Raw genomic sequence first — 18,356 nt, 5'->3', positions numbered from 1 at the left:
CGGAATGGAGAGATAAATAGTGAATCGGAAATCCGCTCAAGGTACGTATTCAGGAAGCCGCAATTCGCATGTTGCATTTCCGCTGGGAGGAATTGGCGCCGGCATGTTTTGCCTGGAGGGAACGGGTGCCATGTCTCATTTCTCCCTTCGCAACGCACCGGACATTACCCATGAACCGCTGATGTTTTCTGCTGTTTGCGTGAAGGACAGTGAGGGCAGCGTGGCACGGGTTCTGGAAGGGCCTGTGCCGGATTGGAAAGTGTTCAGCCACCGGTCGGATCGGTTTGTCGGTCCTGGAAACGGGCTCTTTGGCAAGCATTATGGGCTGCCGCGCTATAAAGAAAGCGTATTTGACTCGAAGTTTCCGTTCGGAACAGTGGAGCTTCGCGATCCGAAAGTACCTGTTGATGTGACGATAACCGGTTGGAGCCCATTTATCCCCTTGAATGCCGATGATTCGAGCTTGCCGGCAGCCGGACTGGAATTTACATTCACTAACCATACGGATCGGAGCGTAGAGCTCGTCTATTCCTTTCATGCGGCTCATTTCATGGAGGAGGGTGCCGGCAATCATCGCGTGATCCGTGCGGAATCGGGAAACGGCTTCATCCTGGATCAGCCGCCCATTGAACATAAGCCGTGGACGCAGGGGGCGTTCAGCGCCGTTGTCGATCATCCCCGTGCCGCCGTGGACTGTGCCTGGTTCAGGGGAGGCTGGTTTGATCCGCTGACGATGATCTGGAAGGATATCGAGTCCGGACGCTGCCAGGACAAACCTCCGGTGGATACGGGTAAGCCAAGTCCGGGGGCGAGCATCTTCGTACCGATGGAGCTCCAACCGAATGAGCGGCAGACGGTTCGCCTGCTGCTGTCCTGGTACGTACCCGAAACGAATTTGACCGTAGGTGTTCCCGCCGCAGCTCGGCAGCAGAGCGGTAACGAGGCTGCGGACAAAGCGGCATTTCATAAACCATGGTATGCCGGAAGGTTTAAGGATGTTGAGGAGGTTGCCGATTATTGGCTGTGCAGCTATATGCGATTACGTGAAGAGAGCGTCCGGTTCAACGACACCTTCTACGGCACGTCGATGCCTGCCGAGCTGGTGGAGGCGGCAGCGGCGAATCTGTCCATCCTGAAGTCACCGACCGTGCTCCGGCAAACCGATGGCAGGTTTTGGGGATGGGAGGGCTGCGAGGATACGAAGGGCAGCTGTCACGGAACCTGTACCCATGTCTGGAATTATGCGCAAGCTCTGCCTCATCTGTTCCCGGAGCTGGAACGTGGAATCCGCGATACCGAATTCGCGGAAGGTCAGGATGAGCATGGACATCAGAACTTCCGCATCCCGCTGCCGATCATTCCGGCAGATCACGATTTCCATGCCGCAAGCGACGGGCAGCTCGGCGGCATTATGAAGGTATACCGGGAATGGCGAGTCAGCGGAGATACGGAGTGGCTGCTCGCAATTTGGCCCAAGGTGAAAAAGAGCCTTCACTACTGCATGGAAACCTGGGATCCGGAAGGGCTGGGCGTACTCTCGGAGCCTCATCATAACACCTATGATATTGAGTTTTGGGGTCCCGACGGCATGTGCACATCGATCTATCTAGGCGCGCTCAAGTCAGCCTCGCTCTTGGCGGAAGCAGCCGGGGATCAGGCCGAAATCTACAAGTCCTTGTACCGCAAAGGCAGAGACTATATGGACAAAGAACTGTTCAACGGGGAATATTATGAGCAGAAGATCGTTTGGCAGGGGTTGAGAACACCATCTCCGACAAGCGGGGAACAGGCTTGGAATGTAAACTATTCGGCTGAAGCACTTGAGCTGATGAAGGAAGAAGGTCCGAAATACCAGTACGGACAGGGTTGCCTGTCAGATGGCGTCATCGGAGCCTGGTTGGGAGAAATGTGCGGGCTTGAGGACGTGTTGGACCGGGATAATGTCCGCAGTCACCTGCTCAGCGTCTACAAATACAATCTGAAGCGGGACTTGTCGGAACATGTGAATCCGCAAAGACCCGGTTTCGCGCTTGGCAGCGAGGGCGGACTGCTCCTGTGCACTTGGCCGAGAGGCGGAAAGCTTACGCTGCCCTTCGTATACAGCAATGAAGTATGGACGGGGATCGAATATCAGGTGGCCTCCCACTTGCTCTCGCTTGGCTGCATAGAGGAAGGACTGGATATCGTACGGATTTGTCGTGACCGTTTCGACGGCCGGACGCGCAATCCGTTCAACGAATATGAATGCGGCCATTGGTACGCGCGCGCTATGGCTTCCTACGGTCTGCTCCAAGGCTGGAGCGGGATCCGTTATGATGCTTGCGACCGGACCATGTACATTACGAAGAGGATGTCCGGTGACTTCAGCAGCTTCCTCTGCACATCCGGCGGTTACGGCATAGTCGGCATACGCGGGGGAGAACCCTTCGCAGACATTAAATCGGGTAATATCGATATCGAACATTTCCGGTTGAAAGAAATCTAATATGCGGCAGCGCAGCTGCTGCCGGATAGAAACGACTCTACAACGTTTGAACTGTGGATGGTTTTCACTTTGTCATTTATGTGACCAACGATATGGTATGATGCTCATGAAATTCATAATTGAAGAACCTTTTTGCAGTTCAAGGCCTGTACCGCTCATTTTGAGGTTGTACACAGAAGGTCGTTCCTTGCTGCATAAATAACCCGGCGAAGCAGCGGCTGCAGATACCGGGAAGCAATTAAATAGTCATCTTCAGCAACCGCTGCTTGACGGACCATTATCCGCTGAAGCAGCGGTTGTTTTGCTGAAATCATCAATCGGTGCAGCCAGGAACAATATTTTGCTGCCAGAAACGAAGGATAAATTTAATGAACCTTAATAATTATGCATTTCTTTCTTATTGACAATGAGAATTATTATCAATTAAAATGTTGTAAATGGAAATAAAGGAAGGGTGGCAAAGGAGGAGCCGTTTAATGAACGTGCCGGAACAGTTGAACAAGATCAATCAACAATTGATGAGCAGAAACTACAAATTGACGATACAGAGAGAAACGACCGTACGGGTTTTATTGGAGAATGAAGAGGAACACATGAGCGCTGAGGAAGTATTTATGCGTGTAAAGAACAAGCACCCTGAAATTGGACTGGCCACGGTTTATCGGACGCTGGAGCTTCTGGCCGAGCTGCATATCGTTGAAAAGATGAACTTTGGCGATGGGGTGGCCCGTTTCGACCTCCGTGGCGACGATCATGAGCATATGCACCATCATTTGATTTGTACCGTTTGCGGGGAAATGGAGGAAATCAAAGAAGACTGGCTCTTGGAAATGGAGATGCGTCTGGAACGTGAATTCGGCTTCTCGGTGAAGGACCATCGCCTGGAATTTACGGGCACGTATAAGACTTGCGAAAAAAACGGCTGCAAGCGGGAATGCGAGGCGGTAACCTAATGATTGAAGCTAAAGAAGCTTGAAGCAAGACGGTCAGGCTTCTTTTTTCTTGCCGCCCCCGGCTACCGTTTGCTAAACCTCTTAATTACAAAAAGAGGGCAATCAGAAAAAACTGGCTGACCTCCTAATACTAGCGGGTAGATTATAATAAAAAAGTCATAAGGTATGTTAGATGACATACGATGAAATAATGAATTATCCTAATACACTACCTTGGACGAAGAAAAGCATAACAAGGGCGGAGAAAAGCATCTAAGGAATGGAAGTGGTAATATTTGAACATTTTTATCGTGAGACACTGCAAAGCGGATGGACAATCACCAAGTGCTGATCTTACAGAAGAAGGATATACGCAAGCCAACCGACTTGCTGAATTTCTGTACAGAAAAAACGTTGAAAGCATCCATTCAAGTCCTTTTGTAAGGGCAATTAGTTCAATCACCCCGTTAGCGCAGAAACTCAGAGTTAATATAATTACAGATGACCGTTTATCAGAAAGAATTTTGTGCGCTGAAAACCATACGAATTGGCGCGAAATGCTTCGTAATACTTTTAATGACCTTGAGTTGTGTTATAAAGGCGGGGAGTCAAGTGTCGCTGCGATGGATCGTGCATTATCGGTCATCAAGGATGTAAGAGAAAGCGGATTAACAAATGTTGTCATCGTTACCCATGGGAACTTAATGTCCTTGTTACTTAAATATTTCGACAACAATGTCGGTTTTGAAGAATGGGAAGGGTTATCAAATCCAGATGTCTATCACATACAATTTGATGACACTTCAACAACTATTCAAAGGATTTGGCGTTAAGCATTACGATAACGGGCACGATAGGGCAATGACGCCAGGCTGTCTGCGTAAATGGTGGCCTGTTAAACTAACAGGTACGTTCCCTCGGTACGATTTAATTTTCTCACCCTGACTCATGAATTCGCAGGATTTCACCCTCGGCTAGGCTAAGAGGAAGAAGACATTGGGGGAGCAGGCTGCACACGCGATAGTTTCATCCAACAAATGGAAGGCTACCCCGCCGGTAGATTATCACCGGCGGGGTAGCCTTAAGTCGTTCATAAATGTGGAGCAGGCAAATCAGTCGTTTACTGCAATTTGGCTACACTGGCCGCCACCTTCTCGATCTGCGCGCTGTTCAGCGCATGATCCGGCGAGCTGATCGTGATGGTCCGGTCGTCCAGCTTGAAGCTCAGCATCGCGGTGTCTCCTGGCGTGTACCATTTGGCCTTGGTGCCGTTGGACAGCGAAACCGCCTTGCTCTCATAACCGTCCGAGTAATCCCGCGGCGAGACGTTGACGATCATATGGCTGAACACCAAATTGACGCCGTCATCGGTTGCAGCCGCATTTAGGTATACGTCGCCCTTGACAATCGGCAAACGAAAGAACATGCAGAGCTCTCCAGAGGGTAGCTGGGCACAAAGTCTTAACTTAAATAGCCGAGGACTATTACCGATTACGAAGCGAGTTGAAGAAAGGGAATATTCGCGTTGTCGCGGAAGAACAAGAAAACATGATTATTTATCATAAGTGTTTTTATCGGATTTACGAAGAACGATTCGGATTGCGATCGAGCTTTTCCGGGTCGTAATGTACGGTGGCCTGAATGCCGAGGAGATTCACGCTGTTCAGCAACTTGATTTCGAAAACAGCCAGGCCGTTCACGCCTGCCTCACAGGAGAGATTAAGCGTCACAGCTGCCCGCCGCCTGGTGTTGCCGAGGCATGTGGAGCTGCGACTGAAATGAACAGTGCGACAAGCAGGCAGAACGATACGATTGATTTCATCAAATGTTACCCCCATTTTTCGTATGTGGGACTTGAGAAGCCCGGATGGGTTCAGCGATGCGGCTGACTGTCTCCACCCGGGATATTGTCTGGAATTTGACGACTCGGCTACATACTGCCCAGCAGGTGATTGGCCACGTAGGCAATATCGGTGATATCGATAATACCGTCTTTGTTCATATCCAGCTTCGCGTTATAGCCGCTGTCGCCCTGTGACTTGCCGAATGCTTTTGCTACGGCGGACAAGTCGTTGATACCGATGCCTGCGGGAAGCGATACGTCAGCGTTGGCTACCACGAGATGAACAGCGCCCACCGATTGGAAAGGCAGGAGTGCGGAATCGCTGTTTGTCCACGTCGCGCCTTCTTTGATGGCAAGATCGAAGCTGCCGGACGCTTTTGCTTTTAGGCGGATATTTACAAGGGGCAGTTGGTCGGCTGTACGTCCAGCGGTGTCGCCCTTCAATGTGCCGATCAGGCGGATCCTGCCGTCAGCGGGATCGCTGATGAAAAATACATTCTGATCCGGTCCGGCAAATTCCTCGCTTACCTGTGCATCGATAAACTCGAATTTGCCCGTGTCATATTGCAGCGTGGAATCGAATCCGTAGAAATCATCGGCATTGGCTGCGCCGACGACCAGATCCACGGATTGGCCTTCATCCAGCAGGGCTGCGGAAGAAAGCGATTGAAGCGTCATGGCGGTCAATACAGTATCGTTAATAACGAAGGCATGAACCTCTCCTGTCCGGTCGGACCATTGCGCCGATGCTCCGGCCGATATATTGACTGGCCCGGCGGCTTTTGCTTTCAGCCTGACCTTCATCAGGGACAAATCGCCGGATTTTCCTTCGCCTGCACCGAGCAGCGTTCCAATCATCCGCACGCCGCCGTCGACCGGCTGGGAAGCGAAATACGCATCATCGCCGTTTACGCCGAATTGATTGCTCAAGGAGGCATCCACCAGCTCGAAGGCACCTGGATCGAAGCTAAGCGAAACGTCGAAGCCATATAAATCACCGGCGGATTTGGCTCCCAGTGTAACTTCGACGGTATCTCCCGTTTGGACGTAGACGCTGGAATTATCGATAGACAGCTTCGTTTCCGCAGCTGGCGCGGCTGCGTCCATCAGCTTGGCGACGCCCATATAGGAAGGGTTCAGCCATATATCGTTGTTCGTTGTGTTGTAAGCAATCTTGTATCGGCTGCCTCCGCCCAAATCGTTGTCGGATGCGGCATCCGCACCGATAAAGGCATTTGCCGCAGGCGTTATGCCAAGGGTGGACCAGGGGATGCTGGCTTCCACCGTATAGCCGCCCGGGATCTCGGCTGATTTATACACGGCTCCGGTGATAGCGTTGTGCTTGTACTCATTCAGCGCCGTACCATCGCGTTTGAAGGCGTATTGGTAATCGTCCGCCCCGTAGACCTGGTTCTTCGAGTTGTCCAGATCAAGGAAGGCTTCTACTGTATCATTCGGGTTATCCGTAGTGCTGTCCATAATCTGATACAAATAATATAAGTTCACATCGTCCCACATGGTCTTTACCGTACCGGAAAATTCCACGGGCGAGGAGGGCGTCCCGATGACATTCCTGGCAAGAGGAACCTCATGAGCGCTGCCCCAAACCGGATCGGCTGAGCCGTCAATCGTAGGCGCCTGCTGCGTTTTCGCGATCGGTATGCCCGTGAAGCCAGCCAAGCTCAGCACAGCGGGATCGCTTGTTACCGATCCGTACGGGCTTGTGATCTTTACCGTATAGGTCCCGATTGTCTGTGCAGAGACAGACTTGATAAACAGCCGGCGGCCCGTCTCGTTCGGAAGATCCTGTCCGTCCCGCTGCCACTGGAACTGCAGATCCGGAGTGCCTGTCGCGTCAACGGTGAATGCGGCGGTTCCGCCTTCACCGGCCGTTACAGACACCGGCTGGGTACGAATGGCCGGAAGCAGCGGAGCATCCTCATCCGCTGCTGCGCCGACCAGCGTAACGACAGATTGCGCCGGAACAGTCAGCGTATCCGTCGCGGCTACGTTCCCGAGCTGCAGCGCCTGTTCGCTCTCGGAGGAGCGGATAGCAGAATAATCCGCAGGGATACTGCCGCCGTATACCTGCATGGCGACCGTTTTAGCGGTGCTTCCCGTGTTGACCAGGACGGTCGTCAATGTTTTCTGCTGACGGTGGGTGAACGAGGAGACAAGCAGCTCCGGGTCGCTCGATTGACTGTCCACCTGCACGGCGCCCGGCCGGATGTACCGGTAATACTGCTTGGACGCATAGTAAGTCGGATTAGGCCCCGTATCGGAAATCAGGCTGAATTCGGAAGGAGTATGCTCGGCGAGTGACCAGAAGACCCAGGCGCTTGTCTTTCCATGCTTCAGGGCCAGATTAATCGACTTTGCAAGCGACATGGCGCCGCTCCAGTCCGGCGTATAACCGGAGGTTTCGGTCATCCATAACGGCTTATTATACGCGCCGGCAGCTTCACTCAGCTGCTTCCAATTATCAATATTGGCGTTTGGGGCGCTTATGCCGTCAGCCCCGTAGCCGTGAACGGCGAAGATATCCGTCAGGTTCCGGGTTTCCTCATCGGCTCCAATCGCATTCATATAGGAGATGATCCGGTCCGTCGTCTGAACGTCCTCCGGACCGAACAGCTTCGTCCGGATGCCTTCCTGCTCGAACCGCTGGCCCACATACTTCATCACGCGCGCCAGCTCGTCAGGTGTATAGACTGCCGACTGATATGGCTGGCCAAAGGCGGGCTCGTTGGCGATACTGAGGGCGTAGATGTCGACGCCGGCCTGCTCTTTCATCACCTTGATATATTCGATTAGCCATTTTGCATATTCTTCCTTATAATCGTTCGGGTTCTCGCCGGAGGGAATTTCGCTCATAATAAGCTTGTTCCAGTTCGTATCCTGGCCAAAAATGCATTTCACATATTTCATCCAGTAAGGCGGGCTCCATACGCTCGCAATAATCTTCAGAGGCTCTCCGGAAGCTTCCGACTTTTGTTTAAGCGCTTTCAAATAATCGATATGCACATTGAGCGCAGAGGTCTGTGATTGGCAGGAATTCGCCGGCAGGGCGCCGTCGATATTCCAGTTTCCCTTTTCCTGCTCGAAATTCGACGGAACCTCGTCCCTGAGAATCGTAAGACCCAGGTCGTCCACGATCCGATCCAGGAAGCCGCTGTCATAATAAGGGCCGGGCTCCCAGCCCGGCTTGTTCCCGCCGAAGCCGCCGAAGCCTTCGATTTGCTGATACTGAACCGATTTGTCAATCGTAATAACAGCAGGCTGCTCCTGCGGGGCCGAATCCGCATAAGATCTTCCGGCAGACAGCAGGCTGCCGCCGACAAGCAGCGCCGCTGCCAGCAAAACGGATATTGAACGTGCAGCAAAATGTTTCATGATCAGACACCTCACTTATTAGGATGGACAAGCTAAAAGCAATTACCGCTTACGGTCAATCGCTCTTTTACGAAACCTCCCTCTATGCGCTGCCGTTCATCCATCACGGGCATCAAGATACAATTTGTATCTTGATGCCCGTACAAAAAGACATAAACGGCGCCGTTTTCCCTTCAACCATTATAAAGCGGGCGCTCGTGACCCCATGTGCGAAATTCGCCTGATTGATGTGTGAAACCCGGCCGATCGAAAAGGCCAAAATCTACCGTGGACCGGACAATTTTCTATATGCGGTCCGGTCCGCTTCCAGTTATGCTGGGATTGACACCTTCGTGCTGTCAGCCAAACGGTACGAAGTTGCGGTATCAAGCAATGGCGTTTGTCGCCCGTCTTACGCGACGGGGACACAAAAAAAGGAAGAAGCCCATATAAACAGGCTTCCTCCAATCCTGGGTCCCAAGCTAGCTCAGCTGAATGCTGTTGATTGTGACAGAGCCGGATGTTACGTACACTCTTACGCTGTGCAGCCCCGCTGGCAGGGAGCTGCCTGACGATGTGAAGGTAGCGCTTCCGCCGCTTGTCGAAATCGTGCCGGCACTTGTGCCGTCAATGAACACACTGACCTGAGCTGCGCCGCCTGCGGAATAATGGATCTTGGCGGTGTAAGTGCCGGACGCGGTTGAGCGATAGTTGTAGCTCGCCCAGTTCGTGTCGGTTCCGTTCATATAGAAGGAGCCGGTACCTGGCGTACCCCATCCGCCGTCCAGCGAGCTCCAGTTGTTGCCGTCTACCGTGCTGCCGACAGCGGTTCCTATTGTCACATCCTCCTTCATTCCTCCGTTAAGCGTGCCGATGCCCTGCATTTTTGGAGATGTGGTGACGGGATTGTTCATATCCTTGACGAACTCCCATTGGTAGTAACCGGCGTGATCCGATCCGGTCAATGTGAAGTACATGAGCATGTCACCGCCGTACTGCTCCCAGAACTTCTGATGATTGACCACGTTCGTTACCATTTGCGGGCTCGGGCTATAATAAGCGGAGCCGCTGCCGCCCCAGATGTAATAATTGATAGGGCGAGCCGTTGCAACATGGCTGCCGTCGCGGTTGCCGTACCAGTTGTCCAGAAAGTTCAGCATCGTGCCGGCTGTATTTTGCCCGTTGTCCTGCTGCCATTCAAGAACCGGACGAACGCGCGTCATCATGGCGCCGAGGTATGTCAATTCGGGAAATGGCGGAGCTGACGGGCTACAGCGAAAGGTACTTCCGCAAAGCGTTCAGCAAGGCCACCGGGATGAGTCCAATGCAGTTTCTGGTGCAAATTCGCTTCGACCGGGCGAAGCACCTGCTGTTCGAGCCGCTGTCGATCAAGCAAATCGCGCGCGCAGTCGGCTACCAGGATCCCCTTCATTCTCCAAGCAGTTCAAAATCCTCATGGGGTATTCACCCAAGCAGTACCGCGAATACGCCAGGCAGAAGCTGGCCGCAGGAGAAGCCTTATAGTGGTTGTTTACTCATTTATAGATTGCCTGCAGGCAATTTGATATACTTTCTTCTATCAGATCAGCGAAAAGGGGATCGTATGAAAAAAAGAGTAAACCTCTCGGATATCGCAAAAGTGATAGGCATCTCTAAAATGGCGGTCTCTCTGGCCTTGCGGGAAGACAGGTCGATCAGCAGGGAAACCATCGATAAGGTCAAGGAGGTCGCCAAGCAGTTGGGCTACACGCCAAACCGGCTTGCCCAGGGTCTGTCGAGCGGAAGATCCTCCAGCATCGCCGTTATCGTAGGGGGGTCGTTCTACGACAGCTACCATGAGCAGTTCATCAGGGGAGCATTGCCGCATGCCATAGAGCGGGGATATACCTTGTCGGTGGGGATTACCGATAAAGATAAGCTGAATGAAAGCGAATTGATTGAAAAGTTCCGTCATATGATGGTGGACGGTTTTCTCGTCTTTCACAGCCTGGACGATACGCCTTACCGGAAGCTGACCAGGCAGGGTGTGCCGTATGTGCTCTATACCAAATATTTCGAGCAGCTGTCATGCGATTATGTCGTTGGCGACGATTTTTCCGGCGGATACGCGATGACGGAGCATCTATTGGGACTTGGGCACCGCAGGATCGCATATCTGTATGACGAGGGGCTGGCGGAATCATCGGAGATCATCAACCGCAAAAAAGGCTTCCATCAGGCGATGTCCGATGCCGGGTTATCTTCGGATCACCAGACCTGCATCCCCTTCGCGACCGATTTCGATCCGGCGTCTCTGAGCAACCGCAACACTCTGTTTACTCGGATGTTTCAGAGCGAGGACCGGCCTACCGCCCTCTTCGTATGCAATGATCTTACGGCCTCATGCGTATACCTCCTGCTCAAACGGCTTGGTTTGCGTATACCCGAAGATGTATCGGTCGGGGGCTATGAGGGCGTATTCATCGGCCAGATCATGGATCCGCCGCTGACGACCGTAGAAACGCCGATCAGGGAGATGGGGCGAAGAGCCTGCCAGATTCTAATCGACAAAATCGAAGGAACGACATCGTCTGCCGAAGTGATCAATATCAAGCTTAAGCCCGAACTGAAGGTGAGAGATTCGACGGTATTCCAAAAACATGTTGAGTAAATATTAGCCAGCAAAGAAACTGATCTATCTTTATCGGTAAAGTTAAATGAATCTTCTCTTTCAGGATTTTCTTGCTATGTTCATCCACTGGTAATAAGGTGATTCGGACTGGGAAGATTTTTTATTCTTTTTTTCGATTGACGGTATGGAAGGATTTTCTTATAATAACTTTACCGGTAAAGTTGAGTTTGCCGATTTGCCATCATTTATCATGCATGTGAGGAGTGAAGTCATGGAATTTAATGGAGTTGGTTTGCACCTGGGAAATTTGATGCAGCTTTCCAAAGCCCGCACGCGCTCGATCAGCGCGGAGAATTTTATGGGAGAGAAGGGCAAAGGCGGCATGTCCACCGACGGCATCAGCGCGTCATGCGCCCGTGAGCTCGGACAGGGCTGGAAGGTGTCGCCGGCTGTCACGCTGAGGGCGAAAGAGACCTTCGTGCTTGCCGACATTGCAGGTCCCGGGATGATCCAGCATATGTGGATGACCTGTGCGCCCGAGAGATGGCGGAGCCTCATTCTGCGCATGTACTGGGACGATGAAGAAAGCGCTTCCGTAGAAGTGCCGCTCGGGGATTTCTACTGCAACGGCTGGTGCGAGCGAAGCATCGTCAACTCGATTCCGATCTCCGTTATGACCGGAGGCGGCATGAACAGCTATTGGCAGATGCCCTTCCGCAAGGCGGCGCGCATCACGATCGAGAATCTTGGCGGAGAAATCCCGCAATTTTTCTACCAGATCGATTATACGCTGACTGATATTCCGGACAATATGGCTTATTTCCATGCGCAGTGGTGCCGCAGCAATCCGGTTGGCTATGCCGATGTGCACACCCTATTGGACGGCGTTCAGGGAACGGGCCATTATGTGGGTACCTATCTCGCGTGGCAGGCCAACAATAACGGCTGGTGGGGCGAAGGCGAGGTCAAATTCTATCTGGACGGGGATAAGGAGTTCCCCACCATCTGCGGAACGGGAACTGAGGATTATGTAGGCGGCGCCTGGGCATTCGAGCAGGTGGAGGGCGAAGGCTATCTGCCCTTCTCCGCCCCGTATCTTGGTTTTCATCAAGTATCCAGACAAAACGGCTTCTCCAGGGTCAATCAGCGTTTTGGCATGTACCGGTGGCATATCCTCGACCCGATCCGCTTCGAAACGGATTTGAAGGTGACGATCCAGGCGCTTGGGTGGCGGAGCGAAGGAAGGTATTTGCCGCTGCGGGATGATATCGCTTCAGTTGCCTACTGGTATCAGGCTGAGCCTCATGCTCCGTATGCCCCTATGCCGGGCAAGAACGATCTGGAAGTCATTTAGAACTAGAAGGAGCTGATTCGGCATGGCAGCAGAAGCACGATATACCGTTCATACGATGATTGAGCACATCAGGATGGCAGAGCTTAAGGAGGAGCATCCGGAATGGATCTGGAACCGCAGCGATACGCATGTCATTCTGGGGGTTCCGACGTCTCATGAGGGATACAAAACGGTCGTTGAGCCGGGAAATTCCTTCTCCCCCGGGCACCGGACATACGGAGTCTCCACCTGGGTTTACACAGGCGGAATGCTCCATGCGCCGGAGGAGAAGCCGCAGGAGCAGCTGGCCTGGTCGCTGCTGGAGGGTCATATTCCCGTACTGACCTCCGTCTGGCAGGCGGGAACCTTCCGGATTACATCGCGTTTGTTTGCGGACGGGGATCCGGCGACGACGGATATCCGCAACTATTTTACAGTCGATATCGAGAATACGGGAACTGCTGCGGGGACCGGTACGTTCTATCTGGTGACCCGATCGTTCGGCGCAGCCGGCGGGCCGGTCAAGAGTCTCGGGATGCGGGGAAGCGCGCTGGAGATTAATGGTGGAAAAGTGATGGCGGTAACGGTGCCCCCGGACCGCTTCGGTGCCGTCAGCTACGGGGAGACAGAGAAGGATATCTCCGTATTCCTGAAGAAGGATGCTTTGCCGGAAGGAGTCATGGTGAACGATCCTTCCACATGGGCCAGCGGTGCAATGGCCTATACCCTTAACCTGGAGCCGGGCGGTAAAAAGTCGTATTCGTTCGTCTGTCAGGTTCATGCCGACAACTGGATGGTCAGGAAAGGCGCGGACGATTCGCTGGGACCCGGAGATGTTGAGCGAATTATGGATGACTTTATCTCCCGGTGGAGAGCCGGAAGCAGAATCAAGCTGAACCTGCCCGACCGGCGGTTTCAGGAGGGGATGCAGGCACAATTAACTCATATGTACATGGCAACAGTAGCCTCAGAGCCGCGGATCAGCGCGATCTCCTACCCGCTCTGGTGGCTGAGGGACGGGGCATATGTACTTGTGGCGCTGGATAAAGGCGGCTATACGGATTTTGTCCGGGAGGCCGTGATCAATGCTGCCCACCGGGATGCGTTCGGCGGATTCGGCGCAGAAGGAGACGGACCGTCCAACGGTATTTGGATGCTGTCGGAGCATTATCTTCTGACGCGCTCCAAATCCTTCCTGGAGCGTGTATATCCACATATCGAGCGCAAAGCGGAGCTGATCCGGCAGATGCGTCATACCGTTGTGCCGATTCTTCGGCACAGTGAGATCCGCACCTACGAAATGCTGCTGAGGCCGGACAGCGATGTCATGTGCCAGCCTGCCAGGGACGGCTTGATTAACGGACGAATGGATCATCACCAGCCGACATTATGGATTAACGCATACGCTTACATGGCGCTCAAGCGGGCAGCCATGTGCGCGGAGGAGCTGGGCATAGAGGGCACCTGGTTCGATGAGGAAGCGGAGGATTTGAGGAGGTCCCTGCATCTCAAGGCTGAGCAGATCTTTGGCGACAATCCGCGGGATCCCAACTCGGCGTTCTGGCCGACAGGGTGGGCGAAGAAGGACGATCCGATCATCGTACGCGGCATGGAACGTTTCTGGAATGAGGAGCGTTACCCGAACGGCATGCATGTTCCTGAGGACATGTGGACGTATTTCGAAGCGGGCCAGGCGCATAATTATCTGTTGATGGGACAGCGGGAGCGGGCATGGATCTCAATCGATTTCTTCCTGAATAAGCACGCGGCGCCTGGACTTTACACATATCCGGAAGGGAGCGACGACGAGAATACGTCCCTTCAATGGCATCGTACGCGGGGATGGGACCAAATCCCGTTCATTACTCCGCACTGCTGGACAGCGGCGGAATTATTCCTGCTGCTCCGTGACTGTCTGGCCAGGGAGGAAGACGGGACGATCTTCATCGGCTCCGGCGTTCCTGCGGCCTGGATGAGCGAGGCTTTTTCTGTCCGGGATATGCCGACCTATTATGGAAGCGTCGGATTCGAATATTTTCCCGAAAGCAGAACGCTTCGCGTATCGGTGGAGCGGATGCCGCCAGGCGGGGTCGTGTCCGAGCTGCCTGGGGAGGTTGTGCTGGAAATCGCTCAGGCAGGCCATTGACGGCTGGAAACAGATGAATTCGTACCGGCATGGACAGATTCGAAAATCGCTTGCCGGTACGTTTTGTTTCACGATTATGCTCAAGGTGAATGCCGGTATATCCAGCAAGTCGGAAACGGGGGAGAAATAGGGGATAAACTGGTGAAGCCTGAATGGTCTCAACACCGGCTTGGTTACGAATACACCGCTTATTTCATCGGAGGCGATCATGTAAATATGAGATACCATAAAATTCCGGGAACAACGTTGGAGCCTTCCGTCATTGGTTTGGGTACGGCCGATTTTGGCACTGCCCTCGGCAGGGAAGAGTCCTTCGCGCTGCTCGATCTTTATTTAGAGCTTGGAGGAACGCTTGTTGATACCGCGCATGTGTATGGCGATTGGGCGGATGGAGGCAGGGGCGCAAGCGAGAAAATGGTAGGGCTGTGGCTGCGCGAGCGGGACGCCAGGAACCAAGTCATTTTGTCCACGAAGGGGGCGCATCCGCCCCTGAAAGAGATGTCGAAGCCGCGGCTGGATGAAGGCTCGATACGCAGCGATCTGCACGACAGCCTCGAACGGCTGCAGACGGACAGCATCGATTTGTACTGGCTGCACCGGGACGATCCCCGGCAGTCAGTCGAGTCAATCATGGACGCGCTGCATGAACATGTTGAGGCAGGGCGCATCCGCTATATTGGCGCTTCCAACTGGAAGAGCAGCCGCATCGAGGCAGCCAACCGGTACGCCCTGGAGAACGGCCGCACTCCGTTAATCGGCAGTCAGCCCCATTGGAATCTGGCTTCGCTCAATCCCGTTCTGCCCGCCGACAACATGGCGGTTGACGACTCTGAATATGCCTGGTATGCAGCTTCAGGACTTGCGGTATTCGCCTTCTCCTCACAGGCGTCCGGCTTCTTCAGCGGGAGATATGGACGCGATCTGAAGCCGCAGGGCGGCCGGTCGGCTCTGGTGGAAGCGATGTACGCCAATGAAGAGAGCTATGCCAGACTGGACCGGGTTCGGGAGCTGGCGGGAGAACTTGGCGCGAGCGGCTCGCAAATTGCGCTGGCGTATCTTGTCTCGCAGCCCTTTCCCGTGTTTGCCCTGATTGGCGCCAATAAGCTCTCGTATCTGGCAGACAGCTGCGGGGCGGGAGATATCGCCCTGACGCCCGGACAGCTCCGCTATCTGGTGAATGGATACCCCGAATAAGAGAGGAAGAAGCAGATGAAACTGCATGCTATCCGCCTGAATGGCATTCAAGCAGGCGGCGAACTGCGCGATAGAATCGAAGCGAGCTTCGGAAGACTGGAGGAAGATGACTTCCATCCGGATCGGGTCTACAGATCGCCGGAGTACGACTGGCCAGGCGATCAGGAGGGCCGCACGATGCTCGCGCTTGTGATGCTGGCGCAGGCATCAGGCCGCGAACCCCGCTATTTGCAGGATATCGTCGACAGGATCGGCGGAGCGTTGAATGAGAGGGGCTATTTTGGCAGGATGCTGCCCTATGGAGAGAACGATGAGCAGCAGTTATCCGGCAACAGCTGGTTTCTGCGTGCGTTGTGCGAATATTACGAATGGAAGCAGGACGAGTGGGCGCTCCGCCGCATCGAGACGTTAGTGCGCAATTTACTGCTGCCCGCCGCGGGCTTCTACAGGCAGTATCCCGTTCGGCCGGAACAACGCGTGTTCGCCGGAGAGGCATCGGGAACATTGTTGTCCGGGCTGATCAGCGGCTGGTACTTGTCCACGGATATCGGCTGCGCCTTCATCATGCTGGACGGGGCGACGCACGCCTATCGGCTGCTGCGCTGGCCGGAGCTTGGCGTTCTGATCGAGGAAATGATCGAGGTCTTCACCGGCATTGATTTTCTCGAAGCTTCCATGCAGACGCATGCTGCCCTTTCCGGACTGCGCGGCATGCTGCGCTACTGCGAGGATACCGGCAGGGAGCCCATTCTCGAACAGGCGAAGGCCTTGTACAGCCTATATACGGGATACGGCATGACCGAGAATTATGCCAATTACAACTGGTTCAGCCGGCCGGAATGGACCGAGCCCTGCGCTGTGGTCGATTCATTCCTGGCATCGGTCGACCTGTGGCGGCTGACAGGCTATTCCGTCTATTTGAACACCGCGCACCATATTTATTATAACGGAATCGGGCACGGGCAGCGGCCAAACGGCGGCTTTGGCTGCGACTGCTGCTCCGGCGCGCGCGAGCCGTATCTGTATCCTCTTGCCAATGTGTTCGAGGCATGGTGGTGCTGCACGATGCGGGGAGGCGACGGCTTGTCCCGCGCGGCCTCTTATGTCCTGTTTCGCGATAAAGACGCAGCCATCGTGCCTTTCTTTCATCCGGCTGCCGTCCGGATCGAGAGGCCAGGAGCAGAGCCGCTGCAGGTCGAGATAACGACAGGTTATCCGCTTGAGGGCTGGCTGCGCATCAAGCTTGGAGGGGAGCCGTCCGAATCGGATTCCGGCGACGTGCTGCAATGGCGCATATTTCTGCCGGATTGGATGGATCGCGGCAGTCTGACGCTTTTCGCGGATGGCAGCGGGACGGCCGTGCGGATTGAGAATGGTTTTGCGGTCGTGGACGGAGTGAGGCACTCGCTGGAAATCCGCTTCGGGATCGGACTGCGCGCGGAGCTTATAATCAGCCGCAGCACTCTGACGGGAGGCTACCGCTCGTTCCGTCATGGCGCGCTGCTTCTCGGACTGCGCGCAGTGGAGGAGGAAGTTGTCCTGGAAGAGGGCTTTCGGACGGAGCCGGGCGGTCGGGTGGCTGAATACCTGCTGCATGCCGTTCCCGCCGGACTCGCCAGCTCAGCTGTCTATCAGCTGAAGCCGATCCATGACCTGTTTCGATTGCCGGAGGATAAGGCGATGGTGGACCGCAAGCAAATACTGTTTCGCCTGGCTTGAACAATTTTAGAAAAGTCCGTATATGAGTTCTGCGCCCATAAAATACGGCAGACTATCCAGAGAATAAAATTCTGCAATAGTCTTCCGTATTTTGTTATTTATCCAGAACCATAAACATGCCTGTCATGTCCGGCGAGTAATCCTTGAATCCGAACTGCTCGTAGAAGGTATCTTGTCCGCCTGATGCGAATAATCCGACAAATGCGATGCCATTCGGATGCCTGCATTTTTTTATATAGGCAAGCAGTTGCCCGACAATTAATTTGCCGACCCCATTCTTCTGATGATCGGGCAGAACGGCCACATCCTGTATATAAAAATACATGGCTCCGTCGCCGACAATTCTGCCCATGCCCACAACATTTTCTTGATGCACGACAACTGCGGAATAAACGGAATTAGCGATAGAATGCTCTGTCATCCCGGTGTCGACCTGCCCCCAGCCTACAGCTTCCCATAAGAATTTATGTACCGGTACTGTCGGGGGGCGTTCAATTATTTTGTACGTGTTACTTGTCATGACTACCACCTTTGATTAGCGCCCCAAATGCGAGCCTATTGTTATCTGATTCCATCGCTTATGGCATGCCCCATCCTGTGTTCTGCTATTCTCCTATCCTCTCTGCTTAACAGCTTGAAGAATCGGAGCTTGCAGCAGTGACCCGATGGTACATACCTTCTACAAGCATTGCATTCAATCCTCCTTCCCGACGGTGACTAT

General features: G+C 53.7%; 15 protein-coding genes. 10 read left to right on the top strand and 5 right to left on the bottom strand.

The window, feature by feature from the left end:
• Positions 1-19: 19 nt before the first annotated feature.
• The 3 genes from AC0YOB_RS21215 (at position 20) to AC0YOB_RS21205 (ending at position 4,250) form a co-directional block, all read left to right on the top strand.
• Positions 20-2,485: a GH116 family glycosyl hydrolase gene (locus tag AC0YOB_RS21215; RefSeq protein ID WP_475794459.1), complete on the top strand. Its 2,466-nt coding sequence runs from the start codon at positions 20-22 to the stop codon at positions 2,483-2,485.
• 476 nt (positions 2,486-2,961) lie between these two features.
• Positions 2,962-3,438, top strand: coding sequence for a ferric iron uptake transcriptional regulator (fur, locus tag AC0YOB_RS21210; protein ID WP_475794458.1), 477 nt, complete (start codon positions 2,962-2,964; stop codon positions 3,436-3,438).
• A gap of 275 nt (positions 3,439-3,713) precedes the next feature.
• A complete protein-coding gene (locus AC0YOB_RS21205; protein ID WP_475794457.1) occupies positions 3,714-4,250 on the top strand; it encodes a histidine phosphatase family protein in 537 nt (178 codons plus the stop codon).
• Positions 4,251-4,537: 287 nt separating this feature from the next.
• Here the strand turns inward: AC0YOB_RS21205 and AC0YOB_RS21200 are convergent, their stop codons facing one another.
• Complete coding sequence (locus AC0YOB_RS21200; protein ID WP_475794456.1) at positions 4,538-4,843, bottom strand: hypothetical protein; 306 nt, start codon at positions 4,841-4,843, stop codon at positions 4,538-4,540.
• A gap of 77 nt (positions 4,844-4,920) precedes the next feature.
• Here AC0YOB_RS21200 and AC0YOB_RS21195 point away from each other — a divergent pair, with 77 nt between their 5' ends.
• Positions 4,921-5,043 (top strand): hypothetical protein, encoded by a 123-nt coding sequence (locus AC0YOB_RS21195; protein WP_475794455.1) that lies wholly within the window; start codon positions 4,921-4,923, stop codon positions 5,041-5,043.
• On the opposite strand, the gene AC0YOB_RS21190 is transcribed toward AC0YOB_RS21195, so the two are convergent.
• The 3 genes from AC0YOB_RS21190 to AC0YOB_RS21180 form a co-directional block, all read right to left on the bottom strand.
• Complete coding sequence (locus AC0YOB_RS21190) at positions 4,998-5,147, bottom strand: hypothetical protein (RefSeq protein WP_475794532.1); 150 nt, start codon at positions 5,145-5,147, stop codon at positions 4,998-5,000. The two genes, AC0YOB_RS21195 and AC0YOB_RS21190, sit on opposite strands and share 46 nt — an antisense overlap.
• A 200-nt stretch (positions 5,148-5,347) precedes the next feature.
• Positions 5,348-8,653, bottom strand: coding sequence for a sugar-binding protein (locus AC0YOB_RS21185; protein WP_475794454.1), 3,306 nt, complete (start codon positions 8,651-8,653; stop codon positions 5,348-5,350).
• A 461-nt stretch (positions 8,654-9,114) separates the two neighbouring features.
• Positions 9,115-9,858, bottom strand: coding sequence for a carbohydrate-binding protein (locus tag AC0YOB_RS21180; protein ID WP_475794453.1), 744 nt, complete (start codon positions 9,856-9,858; stop codon positions 9,115-9,117).
• Between the two features lie 11 nt (positions 9,859-9,869).
• On the opposite strand from AC0YOB_RS21180, the gene AC0YOB_RS21175 reads away from it, so the two are divergent.
• The 6 genes from AC0YOB_RS21175 to AC0YOB_RS21150 all read left to right on the top strand — a co-directional run bounded on the left by AC0YOB_RS21175 (position 9,870) and on the right by AC0YOB_RS21150 (position 17,635).
• Positions 9,870-11,282 (top strand): substrate-binding domain-containing protein, encoded by a 1,413-nt coding sequence (locus tag AC0YOB_RS21175; RefSeq protein ID WP_475794452.1) that lies wholly within the window; start codon positions 9,870-9,872, stop codon positions 11,280-11,282.
• 232 nt (positions 11,283-11,514) lie between these two features.
• A complete protein-coding gene (locus tag AC0YOB_RS21170; RefSeq protein WP_475794451.1) occupies positions 11,515-12,597 on the top strand; it encodes a glycoside hydrolase family 172 protein in 1,083 nt (360 codons plus the stop codon).
• Between the two features lie 22 nt (positions 12,598-12,619).
• Positions 12,620-14,722: a glucosidase family protein gene (locus tag AC0YOB_RS21165; RefSeq protein WP_475794450.1), complete on the top strand. Its 2,103-nt coding sequence runs from the start codon at positions 12,620-12,622 to the stop codon at positions 14,720-14,722.
• Positions 14,691-14,852: a hypothetical protein gene (locus AC0YOB_RS21160; protein WP_475794449.1), complete on the top strand. Its 162-nt coding sequence runs from the start codon at positions 14,691-14,693 to the stop codon at positions 14,850-14,852. The genes AC0YOB_RS21165 and AC0YOB_RS21160 overlap by 32 nt, the downstream gene beginning before the upstream one ends.
• An 11-nt stretch (positions 14,853-14,863) precedes the next feature.
• Positions 14,864-15,916, top strand: coding sequence for an aldo/keto reductase (locus AC0YOB_RS21155; RefSeq protein WP_475794448.1), 1,053 nt, complete (start codon positions 14,864-14,866; stop codon positions 15,914-15,916).
• 15 nt (positions 15,917-15,931) lie between these two features.
• Positions 15,932-17,635, top strand: coding sequence for a glycoside hydrolase family protein (locus tag AC0YOB_RS21150; RefSeq protein WP_475794447.1), 1,704 nt, complete (start codon positions 15,932-15,934; stop codon positions 17,633-17,635).
• Between the two features lie 94 nt (positions 17,636-17,729).
• Here AC0YOB_RS21150 and AC0YOB_RS21145 read toward each other — a convergent pair whose 3' ends face one another.
• Positions 17,730-18,155, bottom strand: coding sequence for a GNAT family N-acetyltransferase (locus tag AC0YOB_RS21145; RefSeq protein ID WP_475794446.1), 426 nt, complete (start codon positions 18,153-18,155; stop codon positions 17,730-17,732).
• Positions 18,156-18,356: the final 201 nt, after the last annotated feature.

This window comes from Paenibacillus sp. JT31N17 (assembly GCF_056269255.1).
This window is presented reverse-complemented; position numbering and strand designations above follow the sequence as displayed.

Coding starts and splice junctions, on each gene's coding strand:
- AC0YOB_RS21165 (WP_475794450.1), top strand. CDS start 12,620: ATGGCAGCAGAAGCACGATATACCGTTCATACGATGATTGAGCACATC.
- AC0YOB_RS21170 (WP_475794451.1), top strand. CDS start 11,515: ATGGAATTTAATGGAGTTGGTTTGCACCTGGGAAATTTGATGCAGCTT.
- AC0YOB_RS21175 (WP_475794452.1), top strand. CDS start 9,870: ATGTCAATTCGGGAAATGGCGGAGCTGACGGGCTACAGCGAAAGGTAC.
- fur (WP_475794458.1), top strand. CDS start 2,962: ATGAACGTGCCGGAACAGTTGAACAAGATCAATCAACAATTGATGAGC.
- AC0YOB_RS21185 (WP_475794454.1), bottom strand. CDS start 8,653: ATGAAACATTTTGCTGCACGTTCAATATCCGTTTTGCTGGCAGCGGCG.
- AC0YOB_RS21145 (WP_475794446.1), bottom strand. CDS start 18,155: ATGACAAGTAACACGTACAAAATAATTGAACGCCCCCCGACAGTACCG.
- AC0YOB_RS21180 (WP_475794453.1), bottom strand. CDS start 9,858: ATGATGACGCGCGTTCGTCCGGTTCTTGAATGGCAGCAGGACAACGGG.
- AC0YOB_RS21150 (WP_475794447.1), top strand. CDS start 15,932: ATGAAACTGCATGCTATCCGCCTGAATGGCATTCAAGCAGGCGGCGAA.
- AC0YOB_RS21200 (WP_475794456.1), bottom strand. CDS start 4,843: ATGTTCTTTCGTTTGCCGATTGTCAAGGGCGACGTATACCTAAATGCG.